The organism is Asanoa hainanensis, from assembly GCF_900188485.1.
GTDB classification, from domain to species: domain Bacteria; phylum Actinomycetota; class Actinomycetes; order Mycobacteriales; family Micromonosporaceae; genus Asanoa; species Asanoa hainanensis.
Window position 1 is genome coordinate 768,314 of record NZ_FZPH01000002.1, and the last position, 17,109, is coordinate 785,422.

The following is a 17,109-nucleotide window of genomic DNA, read 5'->3' on the forward strand; positions in this document are numbered from 1 at the left end:
TGCTCGGTTATTCGCCGAACTCCATCACGGGCCGGACCTCGACCGAGCCGTACTTGGAACCGGGGCAGCGCTCGGCCCACTCGATCGCGGCGTCGAGGTCGGGCACGTCGATCAGGTAGAAGCCGCCGAGCACCTCGCGGGTCTCGGCGAAGGGGCCGTCGGTGACCGACCGCTGGCCGTCCTTGACCCGCACGGTCGTCGCGGTCGTCGACTCCTGCAGCGCGTCGCCGCCCTTGCCGATGCCGGCCTTCTCGATCGCCTCGGAGTAGGCCCAGTACTCGTTCATCACCTTCTCCGCCTCGGCGGGGTCCGGCGTCCCGCGGTTCTCCTCGCTGTAGATCAGCAACAGGTAGCGCATGGGGTTTCTCCCTTGGCAGGCGGTGGTCGGTGACCACCTCTCATCCTGACGACGAGCGACTTCGCCGCAATCGACATCGCGGTGAGAATTTTTTAGACCGGTACCGAAAGAGTGACCGTCAGCCCCTGCTCGACGTCGCCGGTGACGGTGCCCAGTTGCAGCGAGTAACCGTCGCTGAACACCATGTCCGTCTCGAGCGAGGTGTTGCCCATGTTGCGCACGCTCTGCTCGTAGCCGCTGGTGGCGTACACCTTCGTGCTGGCCTCCTCGGGCAGGGCGAGCTGGCTGGTGCGCAGCTTGTCGGCGGCGCTCGTGGCCTTGGCCAGGTCCGCGTAGACCTCGAAGTGGATGTGCGGCCAGCGCCCGTCGTACGCGGCCGGGTAGACGCTGGTGAAGGTGACCTTGCCGGCGGCGTCGGCCACCTGGACGCCCCGCAGGTAGTTCTGCTGCTCGACGCCGTTCGAGTAGAGCGAGTAGCGGCCCTGCTGGTCGCAGTGCCAGAGGTAGACGGCCGCACCCGGTCGTGGGCTGCCGCTCGTGTCGACCACCGTCAGCGCGATCGTCAACGGCACGCCGGTGGCGACGCCCGTCGCGGTGCCGAAGCTGCGGGTGAGGTCGCTGCGCACGATGCCGCTCTCGGTGAGGACGTTGACGCCGTTGGACCCGTCACCGGGGAACGGCCCGGCGGTCTCCTCGGGTATCTCGGTGCCCGTCGCCGTCACGGCCGCGGTTTCGGCCTGCTTTCCGGGTGCGCACCCCGCGACGGCGGCGGCGCCGGCCGCGGTGAACAGCCCGAGGACCCGCCGACGGCTCAGCAGCGTCGGCAGGTCGAGCGACAGTCCCTGGTCGTGCTGGTGCATCGGTGGCCTCCTCGGTTCGGTGGCCTCAACCCTTCGTCGGCTTACTGCTGCGCTGCTTTCGGCGGGCTGTGCGGTGGCTGTGCGTCGAGCTCCTCGAAGAGCGTCACGTGCAGATCGCCTGGCGCGTCGAGGCGCGAGTTGAGCGACCGCCACGGCGTCTGGGTCGGCGGCGCCACCGTCTCGGCCCCGGCCGCCGTCAGCTTGTCGGTGTCCGCCGCGGCGTCGTCGACCTCGAACGCGATCCGGAACCGGGGTGCCACCGGCCGCCCGACCTCGACCTCGTCGATGTAGCGGTGGTGCGCCGGGTTCGCCAGCTCCAACGTGGCCCGACCGGCCTCCAGGATCATCACCTGGGCGCCGTCGCCGCCGCTGAACGCCGCCTCCTCGGTGAGCCCGAGCGCGTCACGGAAGAACGCCACCGCCGCGTCGTAGTCCTCGACCTCGACCACGAGCCGCATCTGTTTGACCGTCATGCCGGCAAAGCTAGCCGCGACTGGACCTCGTCCGCAGTTCGCGCAGGTGCTTGGCGATCGCGCTGATGTCCCGCTCGCCGTAGCCGTCGTCCAGCGCGGCGGCGATCGCGGCCTTGTTGGCCTGCGCCTGCGGCACGGGCACCCCGGTGCGCTCGGCCAACGCCAGCACCAGGCCGGCGTCCTTGTCGACCAGGTCGAGCGAGAACGCGACCTCCGCGTGGTCGGGATGCTCGAAGACTTCGCGCTTGTACTTCAGGTACGGCGCACCGGTGGCACCGGCCAGGAACACGTCGTACGCGGTGGCGGGGTCGATGCCGGCCGCCTCCGCCAGCACGTACGCCTCGGAAAGCCCCTGGTTGATCGCGATCAGCAGGGTGTTGATCGCGACCTTCATGGTCGCCCCGGTGCCGGTCGGCCCGATGTGGAACACCTTGCCGAGGTGGCCGAGGACGGGCCGGACCCGGTCGACGTCGGTGGCCTCGCCGCCGGCGAGCACCGCGAGCGTGCCGGCCTCGACGCTGGACCCGCTGCCGGAGACCGGGCAGTCGACGTGCACCCCGCCGGCGCCGCGCACCATCTCGGCGAGCCGCAGCGTCGTGCGCGGGTCGATGGTGCTCGTGTCGACGATCGGCGTGCCCCGGCCCAACCCGGCGACGATCCCGTCGCGCCCTTCGTGGGCGGCCAGGTCGGCGGCGTCGTTGGCCAGCGAGACGAGCACGACGTCGGAGGTGCCGGCGGCCTCCCGTGGAGTGCCGGCGACGGTCGCGCCGGTGCGGGCGGCGACGGCGTCAGCGCGCTCCCGGGTGCGGTTCCAGACGGTCACCGGATAGCCGGCGGCGCGCAGCCGCACCACCATCGCGCCACCCATGTGGCCCGTGCCGATGATCGCCACCCGTGTCGACTCGCTCATCACCCCATCCTGTCACCGGGCGAGGGCCTCCTGCCGGACCTCCTCGGTGAAATGGCAGGCCACGGTGCGTGGGTCGGTCTCGCCGAGCGCCCGGAGGGCGGGCGTCTCGGTGACGCAGCGCTCCTGGCTGAAGCGGCAGCGGGTGTGGAAGCGGCAGCCGGTCGGCGGGTCGCTCGGGCTGGGCGGGTCGCCGGCGAGCATGATCCGGCTCGACAGCCGCCGCCGGGTGCGGTCGACGACCGGGGAGGCGGACAACAGCGCCTGGGTGTACGGGTGCCCGGGCTCGTCGTACACGGTGTCGGTGTCGCCGACCTCGGCGAGGCGGCCGAGGTACATGACGGCGGTGCGGTCGGCCACGTGCCGGACGACCGACAGGTCGTGCGCGATGAACAGCAGCGCGATGCCCATCCGCTCCTGCAGGTCGCGCAGCAGGTTGACGACCTGGGCCTGCACCGACATGTCGAGGGCGGAGACCGGCTCGTCGCAGACCAGCACGCGGGGTTCGAGGGCGAGCGCCCGGGCGATGCCGATGCGCTGGCGCTGACCGCCGGAGAACTGGTGCGGGTAGCGGTGCATCAGCTCCGGCGCGAGGTTGACCAGGCCGAGCAGCTCGGCGACCCGGTCGCGCCGGGCGGCCGTGCCGGTGACCCGCTTGTGCACGACCAGCGGCTCGCCGACGAGCTCGAGCACCGTCATCCGGGGATCGAGCGAGGTGTACGGGTCCTGGAAGACCATCTGCACCTCGGAGCGCAGCAGCCGGCGGTCCCGGCCGCGTACTTTCGTGACGTCTTTGCCGTGCACCGTGATGCTGCCCGAGTCGGGGCGTTCGAGGCCGACGATCATCCGGGCCAGCGTCGACTTGCCGCAGCCGGACTCACCGACGATGCCGAGCGACTCGCCGGCCCGCAGGTGCAGGCTCACGCCGTCGACCGCGCTGACCCGGGCCCGGCGCAGGCCGGAGCGGCCCGTGTGGAACGTCTTGTGCAGGTCCTGGGCGTCGAGCACCAGGTCACCCGGCGACGGCGACATGGCCGACCTCCTCGGAACGGTGACAGGCGGCGAACCGGGCGGCGTTGACCGTGCTCGCCAGAAGCGGTGGGCGCGTGGTGCGGCAGTCGTCGACGACGTACTCGCAGCGGGGATGGAACGGGCAACCAGCCGGTTGGTTGGCCGGGCTGGGTGGGCTGCCGGAGATCGCGTGCAGCCGGCCCTCGCGGCGGTCGGCCCGGGGCACGGACCGCAGGAGCGCTTCCGTGTACGGGTGTGCCGGCCGGCTGAGCAGGTCGTCCGCGCTGCCGGCCTCGACCACCCGGCCCGCGTACATGACCATGACCCGGTCCGCAACCTCGCTGACCACGCCGAGGTCGTGGGTGATCAGCAGGACGGCCATGTCGAGATCGCGGCGCAGGGTGTCGAGCAGTTCGAGGATCTGGGCCTGGACGGTGACGTCGAGGGCCGTCGTCGGCTCGTCGGCGATGATCAGCTCCGGGCGCAGCGCGATCGCCATCGCGATGAGGATGCGCTGGCGCATGCCGCCCGAGAACTGGTGCGGATAGTCGGAGATCCGGCGGGCCGGCGCCGGGATGCCCACCTGGCCGAGCAGGTCGACCGCCGCGGCGCGGGCCGCCTTGCGGGACAGGTCGCGATGCTCGCGGAACAGCTCGCCGAGCTGGTCCCCGATGGACAGCACGGGGTTCAGCGCGGACAGCGCGTCCTGGAAGACCAGGCTCATCCGGGTGCCGCGCAGCTTGCGGTGCCGCTGCTCGGACAGGGTGCGCAGGTCGGTGTCGCCGAGCTTGAGCGTGTCGGCGGTGACGGTCGCGTTGCGATCGGACAGCCCCATGATCGCGCGGGCCGCCGCCGACTTGCCGGAGCCGGACTCGCCGAGGAGCGCGACGAGCTCGCCCCGGGCGACGTCGAGATCGACGTCGACGACGGCGGGCACGGGGCCGCGGCGCGTGGTGAACGTGACCGAGAGGCCCCGCACCTCCAACGCCCGTGACGTGGAGTCAGTCGACGATTCCATTGCGTGTTCTCCCCAGCAACGAAACGGACGTTCCTGCCCGTAGTTCACCATCTCGGCGTCCACGACGCCCGTTCTTCTTTTGCATCTTGACTATGGCGCCGGATTTTTGCAACCCTCCCATGCATCGCCGAGCATGCTTCGCCGATCGCGGGTGCCGGGCGACGAAATCTGCGACACAGAGGGAGGGCTTCGATGCTGGAGAGCGCGAAGCGTTACACCGGATACACGGCTTACGACTACCTGGAGCCAGGCAAGGACTACAAGGTCTTCGAGTACGCCGAGCAGATCAGCCGGGTACCGGCATACGAGGGCCTCGAGCTCTCCGACAGCCAGCGCGAGCGGGTCGTCCGGCTGCTCACCGACGAGATCGTCATCTCCCTGCACGACCACGTGCAGGTCTTCCCCCAGGACATGGGGCAGTTGCGCGAGCACATCCGGCAGGGTCGCGAACCCACCGGCTACCGCGGCCTGGCCCGGTCCGGCATGACCGCCGTCTTCGACAACGGCATGGACGGCACCTGCTGCATCTCCAGTGACGCCGGCTGGAAGTACCAGGACGTGCTGTTCGACCTCGGCGTGCGGATGGCCGACATCGCGCACCAGGACTTCGTCATCAAGGGCGAGACGCTCAAGGACATCTACCGGGCGCACGAGACCGGCCGGATGGCGCACGTCTTCGCGCTGGAGGCGGCGACCCCGATCGAGAACGAGGTCGACCGGCTCGACGTGCTCTACGGCTTCGGCGTGCGCCAGATCGGCATCGCCTACTCCGAGTCCAACTACCTCGGCAGCGGCCTCAAGGAGCGCGGCGACGGTGGCCTGACCTACTTCGGCGAGAAGGCCGTCGAGCGGATGAACAAGCTCGGCTTCGCCATCGACATCTCGCACTCCGGTGACCGCACCGCGCTGGAGACCGTCCAGCACTCGACGAAGCCGGTGTTCATCACGCACTGCGGTTCGCGCGAGGTGTGGCCGACCAACCGGATGAAGCCGGACGCCGTCATCAAGGCGTGTGCCGAGCGCGGCGGCGTGCTCGGTCTCGAGGCGGCGCCCCACACGACGCTGTCGGCGGCCCACCCCCGGCACAGCCTCGAGTCGGTCATGGACCACTTCACGCACTGCGTCGACCTGATCGGCATCGACCACGTCACGTTCGGCCCGGACACCCTGTTCGGTGACCACGTCGGCCTGCACAAGGCCTTCGCGAGCAACCTGTCCACAAAGGAAGCCCACGGTCGCGTGGAGTTCCCCGAGGTGGAGTACGTCGACGGCCTGGAGAACCCGGCCGAGTGCTTTTACAACATCATCGGATGGCTGGTGAGCCACGACTACTCGGACGACGAGATCCGCAAGGTCGTCGGCGGCAACACCATCCGCGTCCTGGAGGAGGTCTGGGTCTAGATGCGCCTTCGTCAGTCCCTGATAGCGGTCGCCGCCGTCGTGGCGGTCTCCGCCGTGACCGCGTGCAGTCCGAGCGCGCCCGACAAAGCCGACGACGCGGCGGGCAGCGGCACCACGCTGACCATCGCGACCACGACCGACGTGGTCAACTTCAACCCCCTGGTCGGCAACAGCCGCACCGACAACTGGATCACCAGTTTGATGTACCCCCGGCTGCTCTCGATCTCGGCGGACGGCCAGAAGTCGCCGCTGCTCGCGAAGGACTACGGGTTCACCAACCCGACGACGGCGTTCTGGAACCTGCGGGACGACATGAAGTGGAGCGACGGCCAGCCGGTCACGGCCGACGACGTCGCGTTCACCATCAACTCGATCCTGCGTGACAAGCCGGCCGGCAACACGACCTACGGCCAGCTGGTCAATGTGGACTCGGCCTCGGCACCGTCGCCGACCCGGGTCGAGCTCAAGCTCAAGCGGCCCGACTCGACGGTGGTGACCGAGGTCGGCTTCTGGATGAACGTGGTCCCGAAGCACGTCTTCGAGCCGTCCGGCAACGTGGCCAAGTTCGCCAACGACAAGGACTGGGTCAGCGCCGGCCCGTACAAGCTCACCGGCGTCGCCAAGGGCCAGAGCTACACGCTCGAGCGGGTCACCCCGTACCCGTTCGCCCCCAACAACACGCCGGTGGTCAGCAAGATCGTCTACCGGGTCTACCCCGATATCAACACCGAGATCCTGGCGCTGAAGAACAACGAGGTCGACCTCATCGCCAACGCCCTGCCGCCGGCACAGGTCAAGAACCTGCAGAACACGCCGGGCATCAAGGTGCAGGAGATCCCGGGCCTCGGGTACGCGCACATGACGTACAACATGAAGCACCCGGCTCTGGCGAACCTCAAGGTGCGGCAGGCGCTCTCGCACGCCGTCAACTACGACGCCATCCGCTCGGTCGTGCTGCAAGGGCAGGCGGTCACGACCGGCTCCAGCCCGATCCCGCCGGTGCTCAAGGAGTTCGCCGACCCGTCGAGCCAGGAGTACGCGTTCGACATCGAGAAGTCCAAGCAGTTGCTCGCCGAGGCCGGCTACGGCCCGAGCAAGCCGCTGACGCTGACGATGATCTACTCGCTGCAGGACGCGGTGACCTCGCAGTGGGCCAACCTCGTCAAGGACGACGCGGCCAAGGCCGGCATCACCATCAACCTGCAGGGCATGGACCGCAACACGTACCTGGCCAAGACCGCCGCGGGTGAGTACGACATCTACGCCGGCAACTTCGCGATCATGGACGACCCGACGACCAACATGGCGTTGACCTACCTGCCCGGTGGGGCCATCAACTACTCGCTGGTCGACGACCCCGCGCTGAACTCCCTGATCACGCAGGCGCAGGGCACCACCGACAAGGCCGCGCAGAAGCAGTTCGTGCAGCAGGCGGCCACGATGGTCCGGGACAACGTCTACGACAACGTCATGTACATGCAGAACCTCTACGTCGCGCACAGCGACAAGTGGAGTGGCTTCGTCGTCAAGCCCAGTGAGCTGCTGTCCGTCGTGGACCCGCAGTCGCTGGCGAACGCGACGAAGAACTGACGGCGAGCTGACGGAGAACGACGATGACCCAGGTTGTCCGATTCACGGCGCGCCGGCTCGGCAGGGCCCTGTTGACCGTGTGGTTCGCGGTCACGGTCACCTTCCTGCTCCTCCGGCTCCTGCCGGGTGACCCCGCGCTCGCGGTGGCCAGCCCGAACATGACGCCGGAGGCGCGGCTGGAGCTGTTGCGCCAGTACGGCCTGGACGAGCCCCTCCTCGTCCAGTACGGCAAGTACCTGTGGCAGCTCCTGCACGGCAACCTGGGCATCTCGTTCGCCCGGCAGGTCCCGGTCAGCGACGTCCTGATGGAGCGACTGCCATGGACGCTGCTGCTCACCTTCTCCTCGCTGTTGGTCACGGTCGCGGTCGGCATCCCCCTCGGGGTGCTGGCCGCGACCCGGCCCCGCGGCTTCCTCGACCGCTTCACCCAGGTCGGCGGCGTCATCGGGCAGTCCCTGTTCGTGCCGAGCGTCGGCATCTTCCTGCTGTTCTTCCTCGGCCTGAAGCTCCACCTGCTGCCGATCGGCGGCTCCTACTCACCGGGCGTCTACGGCCCGGCGTGGTACCTCGACGTTCTCAAGCATCTGATCCTGCCGTGCCTGAGCCTCATGCTCGTCCAACTCGGCTCGTACGTGCTGACGTTGCGGTCCACGCTCATCGACGCCCTCGGTGAGGACTACTGCGTGCTCGCCCGGGCGAAGGGCATGCCCAACCGCAAGGTGGTCTGGAAGCACGCGTTGCGCAACGCCCTGCTGCCGACCACCACACTGGTCGGCCTCCAGCTCGGCTATCTCGTCGGCGGTGCGGTGCTGACCGAGACCGTCTTCGCCTATCCCGGCATCGGGCGCGGCATCTACGAGGCGGTCACGCAACTCGACTTCCCCGTGCTGCAGGGCGCGTTCGTGCTGCTGGCCGTCACGGTCGTGATCGCCAACATGCTGACCGACCTGACGTACGGCGTGCTCGACCCGAGAGTGAGGACGGCATGACCGCTACTGTCGCCGGCCTGGACAGCGTCACCAACGACCAGGTCACCGCGGCCCGGGCGACCTGGGCGGCGTTCCGGCGCAACCCGCTCGGCATGATCTCCGTCGGCATCCTCGTGCTGCTGGTGATCGTCGCCGCCTGCGCGCCGCTGATCGCCGCCTATCCCACCGGGTACGGCGACCAGGTGCTCCAGGCGCCGTCGGGTGCGCACTGGTTCGGCACCGACAACCTCGGCCGCGACATCTTCGCCGAGGTCGTCTGGGGTGCGCGGCTCAGCATCGTGATCGCGGCGCTGTCCTCGGCGCTCGCGATCGCGATCGGGGTCGTCGTCGCCGTGCTCGGCGCGTACTTCCCGAAGGTCGACTCGATCGTCGGCACCGTCGTCGACCTGTGCCTGTCGCTGCCCGTACTCCCGCTGATGATCCTCGTCGCGGCCCTGGCCGGGCCGAGCCTGGTCACCCTCGTCCTGGTCATCGCGTTCTTCTCCTGGCCGGAGGTGACCCGGGTCGTCCGGTCGCAGGCGCTCTCGGTGGTCCGACTGCCCTATATGGACGCGGCCCGGCTCACCGGTGGCTCCTCGATCTGGATCATCCGTAAGCACCTGCTGCCGGCGGTCGCGCCCGTGATCGTCGTCTCGGTCGTGCTCACCGCGTCGCGGGCGGTGCTCTCCGCGGCCGGCCTGGCCTTCCTCGGCCTCGGCGACCCGACGAGCTGGTCCTGGGGCCGGATCCTCTACGAGGCCCAACAGTCCGGTGCGATGCAGAGCGCCTGGTGGACCACGTTGTTCCCGTCGCTGGCCATGCTCGCTCTCGTCGTGTCGGCGACCCTGATCTCGATCGCGTACAACGACGCGCGTAACCCGCGCGCCCGGGAGGACTAGTCCATGCTGGACACCCAACGGTTGCCCGCCGCCTTGTACGCCGCACTCCAGGACGACCTCCGCGTCGCCCTCGCGGCGGAGGGACTCGACGCGGTCATCGCCGACCACCCCGACGACGTCGCCTACCTGACCGGCTTCTTCCACCACCCCAACGAGCGGCCGGCCGTCGTGCTGCTCTCCCAGGAGGGCCCGACCCTGCTGCTCGTGCCGGAGCTGGAGCGGGAGTACGCGCTCGCCCAGCACGCGGCGGCCGAGGTCGTCGCCTATCCGGAGTTCCCGGGGCTGCGCCCGCCGCTGCACTACCTCGGTGCGGCGGCGGAGACGGGTCGGGCGCGGCGTCTCGGCTATTCCGGCGACCTCACCGTCGACCGGCTCGATCAGGTCCGGGCCGCTTTCCCCTCCGCGACGCTGGTGCGGTCCGAGGTCGTCATGCACGCGCGCTACGTCAAGCGGCCCGAGGAGGTCGCCCTGCACGCCGAGGCGGCCCGGATCACGGACCTCATGCTGGTGGCCGGTCGCGCGCTGGTCGAGGAGGCTCTTTCCGCCGGGGGCTCGCTGCCGAGTGAGGCCGAGATCGCCGCGCACATCGGGCGGGTCGGCACGTCCACCATGTACGCCGATCACGCCGAGGTCGTCGTGGTCTCGTTCCTGGCCGGCGGGCTGGTCTACTCGGGCGCCAACAGTGCCCGCCCGCACGCGCTGCCGTCGGGTCACCGGCTGCGGCCGGGGGAGACGTTCATGCTCTCGTTGGGCTGCGCGGTCGGTGGCCGGTTCGTCGAAGGTGAGCGCACCTTCATCCTTGGCGAGCCGAGCGCCGACCAGCGCCGCTACTACGAGGCGGTGCGCGAGGCGCAGGCGGTCGGCGGCGCGGCGCTGCGGCCGGGCGTGCCGTGCTCCGAGGCCAACCGGATCTGCCTCGACGTGATCCGGGACGCCGGGCTCGGCCAGTTCCTCCGCCACCGCCAGGGGCACGGCATCGGTCTCGGCATGCACGAGGCGCCGTGGCTCTCCGACGGCGACGACACCCCGCTGGCCGCCGGCATGGTCGTCTCGAACGAGCCGGGCATCTACATCCCCGGGCACGCCGGCTACCGCATCTCCGACTCGATGCTGATCACCGAGGACGGCGCGCGGCCGTTCACCTCGTACCCCCGTGCCTTCGACGACATCGTCATCCCGGTCTGACCTTCTGAGAGGAACCATCCCGTGCGGCTGAGAATCAACGACAACGAGCTAGAGGTCGAGGTCTTCGGCGCCGACGACGCGCCGGTGCTGATCGCCCACCACGGCGCGCCGGGCCTCGGCTCCCGGGCCGAACCGCGTGCCACCTTCGCGCCGTTCGCCGACACGTTCCGGGTCATCGTCTTCGACGCCCGCGGCTCCGGGATCAGCGAGGGCAACGGGCCCTTCACCCACGAGCAGTGGGTGGCCGACGTGGACGGTCTGCGCGAATGGGCCGGTGTCGAGACGTTCGTGATGGCCGGTGGCTCCTACGGGGGATTCATCTCCATGGAGTACGCCATCCGCCACCCCTCCCGCGTGCGGGCGCTGGTGCTCCGGGACACGTCGGCGGACCACGAGAACGACAAGGCGGCCCGGGCCAACGCGCTCTCCTCGACGCGGGTCGACATCGACGTGCCGAAGTTCGACCGGATCAACGACGGCGTCGTGTGGGACGACGACGACCTGCGCGACTGCTGGCGCGAGATCCTGCCCTTGTACGACCACGTCTACGACCCGGCCAAGGTGATCGAGAAGGTCGAGGCGACGCCGTACCGCTACCAGACCCACAACTTCGCCTTCTCGGTCAACATCCCGAACTACGACATCAAGGACCAGCTACATAGGATCACCTGTCCCACGCTGGTGACCGTCGGCCGCGACGACTGGATCACGCCGGTGGCGAGCAGCGAGACCATCACCTCGCTGATCCCGAACGCTAGGCTCGTCGTGTTCGAGAAGTCCGGCCACTCCCCACAGGTCGAGGAGGCGGAGTTGTGGCGCCAGACGGTCCGGGACTTCCTGCGGGAGGTAGGCGCGGATGACCGCTAGCGGTCACCTCGACGAGCTCGACCGGCGCATCATCGCCGCGTTGCAGAGCGACGGTCGGGCGAGCTGGACCGAGATCGCGGAGCTCTCGGGCAGCTCGGTCGCGACCGTCGCCCGGCGCGGCCAGGCGTTGCTGCGCGACGGGGTCGTCCGGGTCGCCGCCATTCCCGGCAACAACCATCCCGGTCCGGCGGACCTGTACGTGCTGCGCATCACCTGCTCGCCCGGCACGCAGTTCGAGGTGCTCAACGAGCTCGTCCGCTTTCCCGACCTGCGGTTCCTCGGCCTGGTCACCGGACCGTACGACATCCTCGCCGAGCTCAGCCTGCGCCGGGAGGAGTCGCTGCTGTCCCGCATCGTCGAGGAGATCCTCGCGATCGACGGCGTGCAGCGCTGCGACACCGACCTGACGCTGCACGTCTTCAAGGTGTCCAGCGACTGGGCCCGGCAGTTGCTGACCGACGAGGCGCCGCACACCCCGGGCGAGGCGCACCAGTGCGATCCCGGCCACCTCGACGAGGTCGACCACGAGATCGTCGACCTGATGCGCGACGACGGCAGGGCGAGCTTCCGGACGGTCGCGACCGCCATCGGCCTCAACGAGAGCACCGTGCGGCGCCGCTTCGAGACGATGATCGGCCGCGGCTGCCTCCAGGTGACCACGCTGGTCCCGGCGGCGGCGATGGGCTTCGAGTCCGAAGTGATCCTCAACATCACCGTCGCCCCGCCGTTCCTGGACGAGGTCGCCCGCACGCTGTCGGCCTATCGGGGTGTCCGGTACGTCGCCGCGATGCTCAGCCACAACGCGCTGATGTGCGAGCTGATACTGCCGACCACCAAGGACCTGTTCGCCTTCACGACCAACACGCTGGGCCGCCTCGAAGGCGTGCAGGGCTGGACGGCCAGCGTCGTGCTCCTGGTCCTGCGCCGCGGTTTCGTCGAGACCCCCTGGTGGCGCGACAGTCTCGAGCGCGGCCCCAGCCCGGACGCCTAGGGTCCGTCTCGCAGTCTTGGGCGGCGTTATCGGCCTGGTGGGCCGACGATTGCGGCTGGGTCCTGGTGGGTGGTCTCCGTGTCCGCGAGCCGGGTCGCGATGTGGCTGAGGGCGGTGTCCAGGTCGGCGCGCGTGGGGCGGTGGCCGTCGCGCTCCGGGAGCTTGGTCAACAGCCAGGTCTTCCAGGCTTCGGCGAGCTTGGTGTACGCCTCTTCGCCCGGGCCGGTCAGGCTCAGGCACTCGTCGTCGTCGATGGCGACCAGGCCGCGCCAGGCGGCAGCCGCGAACGCCGGCCGCAGCACGGCCCCCGGCAGCTGGTAGGCCCGTCCGACGCCGGCGAGGTCGATCGGGCCCGCGTACCGGGTGCGCAGGTGGATCTGGGCCAGGCACCAGGCGTCGGCGGCGCTCAGCTTGGTGCCCGAGGCGGCCAGGACGCTCGGCGCGGCCGCCGGGCCCTCGCTGCGGAAGACGCGGGAGATCGCCTGCTCGAGCTCGGCGTCCGAGCTCTGCGCCTCCGGCATGCCGAAGCCCTCGCCCAGGTCCGGCGCGGCGGCCCGGGCCATGTCGCGCAGCGGGACCTCCTTGAGGAACAGGGCGATCGCGAAGGCGATCAACGGGACCGGGACCGCGTAGAGGAACAGGCTGTGCACCGACTGCGCGTACGCCTCGATGATCGGTCCGGATTGCGCCGGCGGCAGGCTGTGCACCGCGGTCGGCACGCCCAGCACGTTGGGTGGGATGAAGCCGGTCTGGCGCAGCGCGTCGGCGAGGTGGTGGTTGAGCTGGTTGGCGAAGATCGTGCCGAACACCGCCGCGCCGAACGAGCTGCCCAGCGTACGCAGGAACGTCACGCCCGAGGTGGCCACGCCGAGGTCCCGGTAGGCGACCGTGTTCTGCACGATGATGATCAGGATCTGCATGGAGAGCCCGATCCCGACGCCGAACACGAACATGTAGACGGACGTGATCAGCACCGACGTGCCGGAGCCCATCCGGGACATCAGGAAGAGCCCGAGCGCCATGACCAGGCCGCCGGCGACCGGGAACAGCTTGTAGCGGCCGGTGCGACTGACGGTGGTGCCGGCCAGCACGGCCGTGACCAGCAGGCCGAACACGAGCGGCAGGGTGCGTACGCCGGAGACGGTGGCGGAGACGCCCTGCACCCACTGTAAATAGGTCGGCAGGAAGGTGAACGCGCCGAGCAGCGTGAAGCCGACGAAGAAGCTGAGCGCCGACGACACCACGAACACGCGCGACTGGAACAGCCGGATCGGCAGCACCGGCTCTTTGGCGCGGCGCTCGGCGAACCCGAACGCGATCAGCAGTCCGGCCGAGACCGCGAACAGCACGATGATGATGGGGGAGCTCCACGGGTACTCCGTGCCGCCCCAGCTCGTCGCCAGCGTCAGGCCGGCCGCGCCCGCACCGATCAGCACGATGCCGAGATAGTCGATCACCGGACGGCCGCGGCTGGTGATCGCCGGAATGGTCCGGGCGGCGACCAGGATCACCACGACGGCCAGCGGCACGTTGATGTAGAACACCCAGCGCCAGCCGAGCCCGCTGTCGGTGAACAGCCCGCCGATCAACGGACCGACGACGGTGGCCAGGCCGAACACGGCGCCCAGGCCGCCCTGGTAGCGCCCGCGGTCGCGCAGCGGGATCACGTCGCCGATGAGCGCGGTGGCGGTGACCAGCAGGCCGCCGGCGCCGATGCCCTGCACGGCCCGCGAGGTGACGAGCCAGATCAGGCTCTGCGCGGCGCCACACAGCAACGAGCCGAGGATGAAGACCAGCGCGCTGACCTGGAAGATCCGCTTGCGTCCGAACTGGTCGCCGAACTTCCCGGCGAGCGCGGCGGAGATCGTCTGGGTCAGCAGGTAAGCGGTGACCACCCACGACAAATGATCGGCGCCGCCCAGGTCCCCGACGATCGTGGGCAACGCGGTAGCGACCACGGTTTGGTCCATGGCGGCGAGCAACAGCCCGAGCGCGACCGTGCCGTAGATGACGTTGATCTGGCGTCGGGACAGCTCAGGTCGGCGCACCTCGTCGTCGTCCGTTGCCATGACCGCCACGCGCCCGCACCCCCGTACGCCCGCCCGCTGGATCTTCAGCGTACGGGCGGCACCAGGACGCTGAGGCAGGTTACGCAACCTTCGAGCTTCTCGTACTCGCTGATGTCGACGACAACAGGCGCGAACCCGAGCTGGTGGATGAGGTCGGCGGTGTGTGGCGCGGAGGCGGCGATGAGCACACGCTCGTCGCCGAGCGGCACGAGGTGACAGCCGGCTTCCTCTTCGACGGGAAGGAGCTGCGGGAGGGCCTGGATGTCGAGCAGCCCGGGCAAAGCGACCAAGGTCCCGTCGGGAAGAGCGGTAACGGCGGATTTGAGGTGCAGCACCCCATGCAACCCAACCGCGGTCGTGGTCCGCCCACGGGTCTTGAGGTGATCACGGAGCTGTTCGAACCCCGCCTGGTTGGTCCGCCCACCAACGCCGACATAGACCCGGTCCCCAACCTGAAGCACGTCACCCCCGTCGAGCATCCCGGGCGCCTCGATCTCGACGACGTCGAGGAGCAACGCCTCGGCAGCGGCCCGGGCCCCAGCGATTTCGGGCCGGCGCTCCGTGGCACCGGGCCGGGTAAGCACGGCAAGGTCGCCGCAGACCACGAGGGTGTCCTCGACGAAGACGCTGTCGGGGCAGTCGTCGGCCGGCGCCACGTCCACCACGGACCACCCGGCGCCGGCTAGGGCCGTCCGGTAGTCGTCGTGCTGCCGTCGGGCAAGATCAAGGTCAACGGACGTGCGCTGGATGTGCGTGACGATGCCCTCGGCCAACCGCGAACTAGGCGCCCGAACCAACGCCGTCCCACCAGCGATCATTGGTCGATTCTGAGCGCGACTGCCCAATGCCGCAACGCGCGGGTGAAGCGGACAGGTCTGAGCGCGACCGCCGAGGGCGGCAACGCGGTGGCGTTGGCAGTCGGGTCTGAGCGACCGCCGAGGGCGGCAACGCGGTGGCGTTGGCGGTCGGGTCTGAGCGCGACCGCTAGTGCCGTAATGCGGTGGTGATGGTCATTAGGTCCGATTGGGTGATGGGTGAGCCCTTGCCGCCTCGCGCCTCTTGCATGGCCTTGGCGAGTTGGGCTCGGCGTAGGACCTCGCCGACGTCGGCTCCGCTGAAGCCGTGGCTGGCCGCGGCCAAGGCGGCTGGGTCTACGTCGGCCGCGAACATCTTGAAGCCCGCGTATTCGTGGCGTTCGGTCAGGTCTTGGATCTTCATCTTGAAGATCTCGGCTCGGCCTGCCTCGTTGGGTAGCGGGATCGAGAGTTTGACGTCGAAGCGGCCCGAGCGGATCAGGGAGTCGTCGACGCGGTGTGGGAAGTTGGTGGTCGCTACGACGATCACGTTCTGGTTGTCTTCGATCAGGTTGTTCATTTCCTGCTTGAAGATGCCCGCGACCGCGTTGACCGCCTGGCTGGCCGCGTCGCCGCCCGTGCCTGCGTAGCTGATGATGCTGTCGAACTCGTCGAAGAGCATCACCGTCGGGTGCCGGTAGCGGCGGGCCTCTTGGAAGATGGTTTTGATGTTGCGTTCGGAGCCGCCGAGCCACTTGTCGAGGATCTCGGGTGTGCGGATCTCGCGGAACGTCGCGCCGATCTCGTTGGCCAGCGCTCGCGCGAGCATGGTCTTGCCCGTGCCGGGCGGGCCGTAGAGCAGGATGCCCTGCGGTCGGCGGGCGCCCCAGCGGGCCATGATGTCGGGGTGTCGGAAGCTGACCGCGATCTCGCGGAACTGGCCGACGATCGTGTCGAGGCCGCCGACGTGGTCGAGCGTGACGTTCTCGGTGCGGGTCGGGCCCGGCGCGGCGGCCGATTGCTGGTCTCCGCTCGGCGGAGACTGCGACTCGCGCTTGCCGATCACGTAGGTGCGGCCGCGTAGTGGCGCGTCGCCGCCCACGAACTCGCCGACCACCCGCAGCACCAGCAGGGTCATCTCGCGTAGCAGGTCGGTCGACATGTCGGCGCTGGGCACGCTCGCCCGGATCGAGACCGTGCGTGGCCCGCCGCGCAGCGGCCCGTCGGCCGAGAACGGGTTGCCGCCGCCCGAGCCGTTGCCGGTCGGGCCCTGGTAGGTGATGGTCGCCTTGAGCCCCGCCGCGTTGGCGGCGGCCAGTGGGTCGACCTTCTCGCCGTAGTCGTCGGGTGGCCAGATGGTGCGGACCAGCCGGCTCGGCACCGAGCCGATCACCTCGGCGCCCTGCGCGATCTTGCTGGCCACCGGGCCGTCGTTGCCGAACTTGCGGGCGAGCATCGCGCCCAACGGTGCCGCGGCGCCGAGCATGGCGGCGTCGAACATCGTGCGGGCGCTCGGCCCGCCGCGGACGCTGACATCGGCGGACAGCTGATGCATCGCGGCGCCGTCGATGTGCGCGGTGTCCAGCCAGTAACGCACGTCTTGCACCGGCGGCGGGAAGTAGCCACCGCTGAGCAACCGCACCCGCGTCTCGCGTGCCGCGACGATGATCGCCGGGCCATCGTTGATCACCAGTCGCCCACCGAGCACCTCGACGGTC

At 69.6% G+C, this 17,109-nt stretch carries 16 protein-coding genes; 7 read left to right on the forward strand and 9 right to left on the reverse strand.

All coding sequences use genetic code 11. The annotated features are described in order from the left end of the window. Nucleotides 1-7: 7 nt before the first annotated feature. The 6 genes from CHC05_RS07485 to CHC05_RS07510 form a co-directional block, all read right to left on the reverse strand. Entirely contained in the window at nt 8-358 is a 351-nt protein-coding gene (locus CHC05_RS07485) for a YciI family protein (protein ID WP_089246009.1), read from the reverse strand. A gap of 92 nt (nt 359-450) precedes the next feature. Next, complete coding sequence (locus CHC05_RS07490) at nt 451-1,218, reverse strand: dioxygenase family protein (protein WP_089246011.1); 768 nt, start codon at nt 1,216-1,218, stop codon at nt 451-453. Nucleotides 1,219-1,259: 41 nt separating this feature from the next. Continuing rightward, entirely contained in the window at nt 1,260-1,691 is a 432-nt protein-coding gene (locus tag CHC05_RS07495; protein ID WP_089246013.1) for a VOC family protein, read from the reverse strand. Between the two features lie 10 nt (nt 1,692-1,701). Further along, nucleotides 1,702-2,601, reverse strand: a complete 900-nt coding sequence (locus tag CHC05_RS07500) for an NAD(P)-dependent oxidoreductase (RefSeq protein WP_089246015.1) — start codon at nt 2,599-2,601, stop codon at nt 1,702-1,704. Nucleotides 2,602-2,613: 12 nt separating this feature from the next. Then, nucleotides 2,614-3,630, reverse strand: a complete 1,017-nt coding sequence (locus CHC05_RS07505) for an ABC transporter ATP-binding protein (RefSeq protein ID WP_089246017.1) — start codon at nt 3,628-3,630, stop codon at nt 2,614-2,616. Beyond that, nucleotides 3,611-4,627, reverse strand: coding sequence for an ABC transporter ATP-binding protein (locus CHC05_RS07510; RefSeq protein ID WP_089246019.1), 1,017 nt, complete (start codon nt 4,625-4,627; stop codon nt 3,611-3,613). The genes CHC05_RS07505 and CHC05_RS07510 overlap by 20 nt, the downstream gene beginning before the upstream one ends. Nucleotides 4,628-4,819: 192 nt before the next feature. Between CHC05_RS07510 and CHC05_RS07515 the strand changes: the two genes are divergently transcribed. The 7 genes from CHC05_RS07515 to CHC05_RS07545 are packed head-to-tail and all read left to right on the forward strand — an operon-like array spanning nt 4,820 to nt 12,528. Further along, on the forward strand, nt 4,820-6,028 hold the full coding sequence (locus tag CHC05_RS07515) for a dipeptidase (RefSeq protein ID WP_089246021.1): 1,209 nt from the start codon (nt 4,820-4,822) through the stop codon (nt 6,026-6,028). Then, nucleotides 6,029-7,618, forward strand: coding sequence for an ABC transporter substrate-binding protein (locus CHC05_RS07520; RefSeq protein WP_089246023.1), 1,590 nt, complete (start codon nt 6,029-6,031; stop codon nt 7,616-7,618). Between the two features lie 23 nt (nt 7,619-7,641). Continuing rightward, nucleotides 7,642-8,607, forward strand: a complete 966-nt coding sequence (locus CHC05_RS07525; protein ID WP_089246025.1) for an ABC transporter permease — start codon at nt 7,642-7,644, stop codon at nt 8,605-8,607. Then, nucleotides 8,604-9,485, forward strand: a complete 882-nt coding sequence (locus CHC05_RS07530) for an ABC transporter permease (RefSeq protein ID WP_089246027.1) — start codon at nt 8,604-8,606, stop codon at nt 9,483-9,485. The genes CHC05_RS07525 and CHC05_RS07530 overlap by 4 nt, the downstream gene beginning before the upstream one ends. A gap of 3 nt (nt 9,486-9,488) precedes the next feature. Beyond that, nucleotides 9,489-10,670: a M24 family metallopeptidase gene (locus CHC05_RS07535; RefSeq protein ID WP_089246029.1), complete on the forward strand. Its 1,182-nt coding sequence runs from the start codon at nt 9,489-9,491 to the stop codon at nt 10,668-10,670. A gap of 21 nt (nt 10,671-10,691) precedes the next feature. Continuing rightward, nucleotides 10,692-11,537: an alpha/beta fold hydrolase gene (locus tag CHC05_RS07540; RefSeq protein WP_089246031.1), complete on the forward strand. Its 846-nt coding sequence runs from the start codon at nt 10,692-10,694 to the stop codon at nt 11,535-11,537. Beyond that, complete coding sequence (locus CHC05_RS07545) at nt 11,527-12,528, forward strand: Lrp/AsnC family transcriptional regulator (RefSeq protein ID WP_089246033.1); 1,002 nt, start codon at nt 11,527-11,529, stop codon at nt 12,526-12,528. Before CHC05_RS07540 ends, CHC05_RS07545 begins: the two co-directional genes overlap by 11 nt. A 26-nt stretch (nt 12,529-12,554) precedes the next feature. On the opposite strand, the gene CHC05_RS07550 is transcribed toward CHC05_RS07545, so the two are convergent. The 3 genes from CHC05_RS07550 to CHC05_RS07560 all read right to left on the reverse strand — a co-directional run bounded on the left by CHC05_RS07550 (nt 12,555) and on the right by CHC05_RS07560 (nt 17,099). Next, nucleotides 12,555-14,597 carry an MDR family MFS transporter gene (locus CHC05_RS07550; protein WP_089246206.1) on the reverse strand — a complete coding sequence of 681 codons (2,043 nt, stop codon included), beginning with the start codon at nt 14,595-14,597 and terminating at the stop codon, nt 12,555-12,557. Nucleotides 14,598-14,641: 44 nt separating this feature from the next. Continuing rightward, nucleotides 14,642-15,415, reverse strand: coding sequence for a dimethylargininase (gene ddaH, locus CHC05_RS07555; RefSeq protein WP_089246035.1), 774 nt, complete (start codon nt 15,413-15,415; stop codon nt 14,642-14,644). A 166-nt stretch (nt 15,416-15,581) separates the two neighbouring features. Beyond that, nucleotides 15,582-17,099 carry an ATP-binding protein gene (locus CHC05_RS07560; RefSeq protein WP_425426716.1) on the reverse strand — a complete coding sequence of 506 codons (1,518 nt, stop codon included), beginning with the start codon at nt 17,097-17,099 and terminating at the stop codon, nt 15,582-15,584. Between the last annotated feature and the right edge of the window lie 10 nt (nt 17,100-17,109).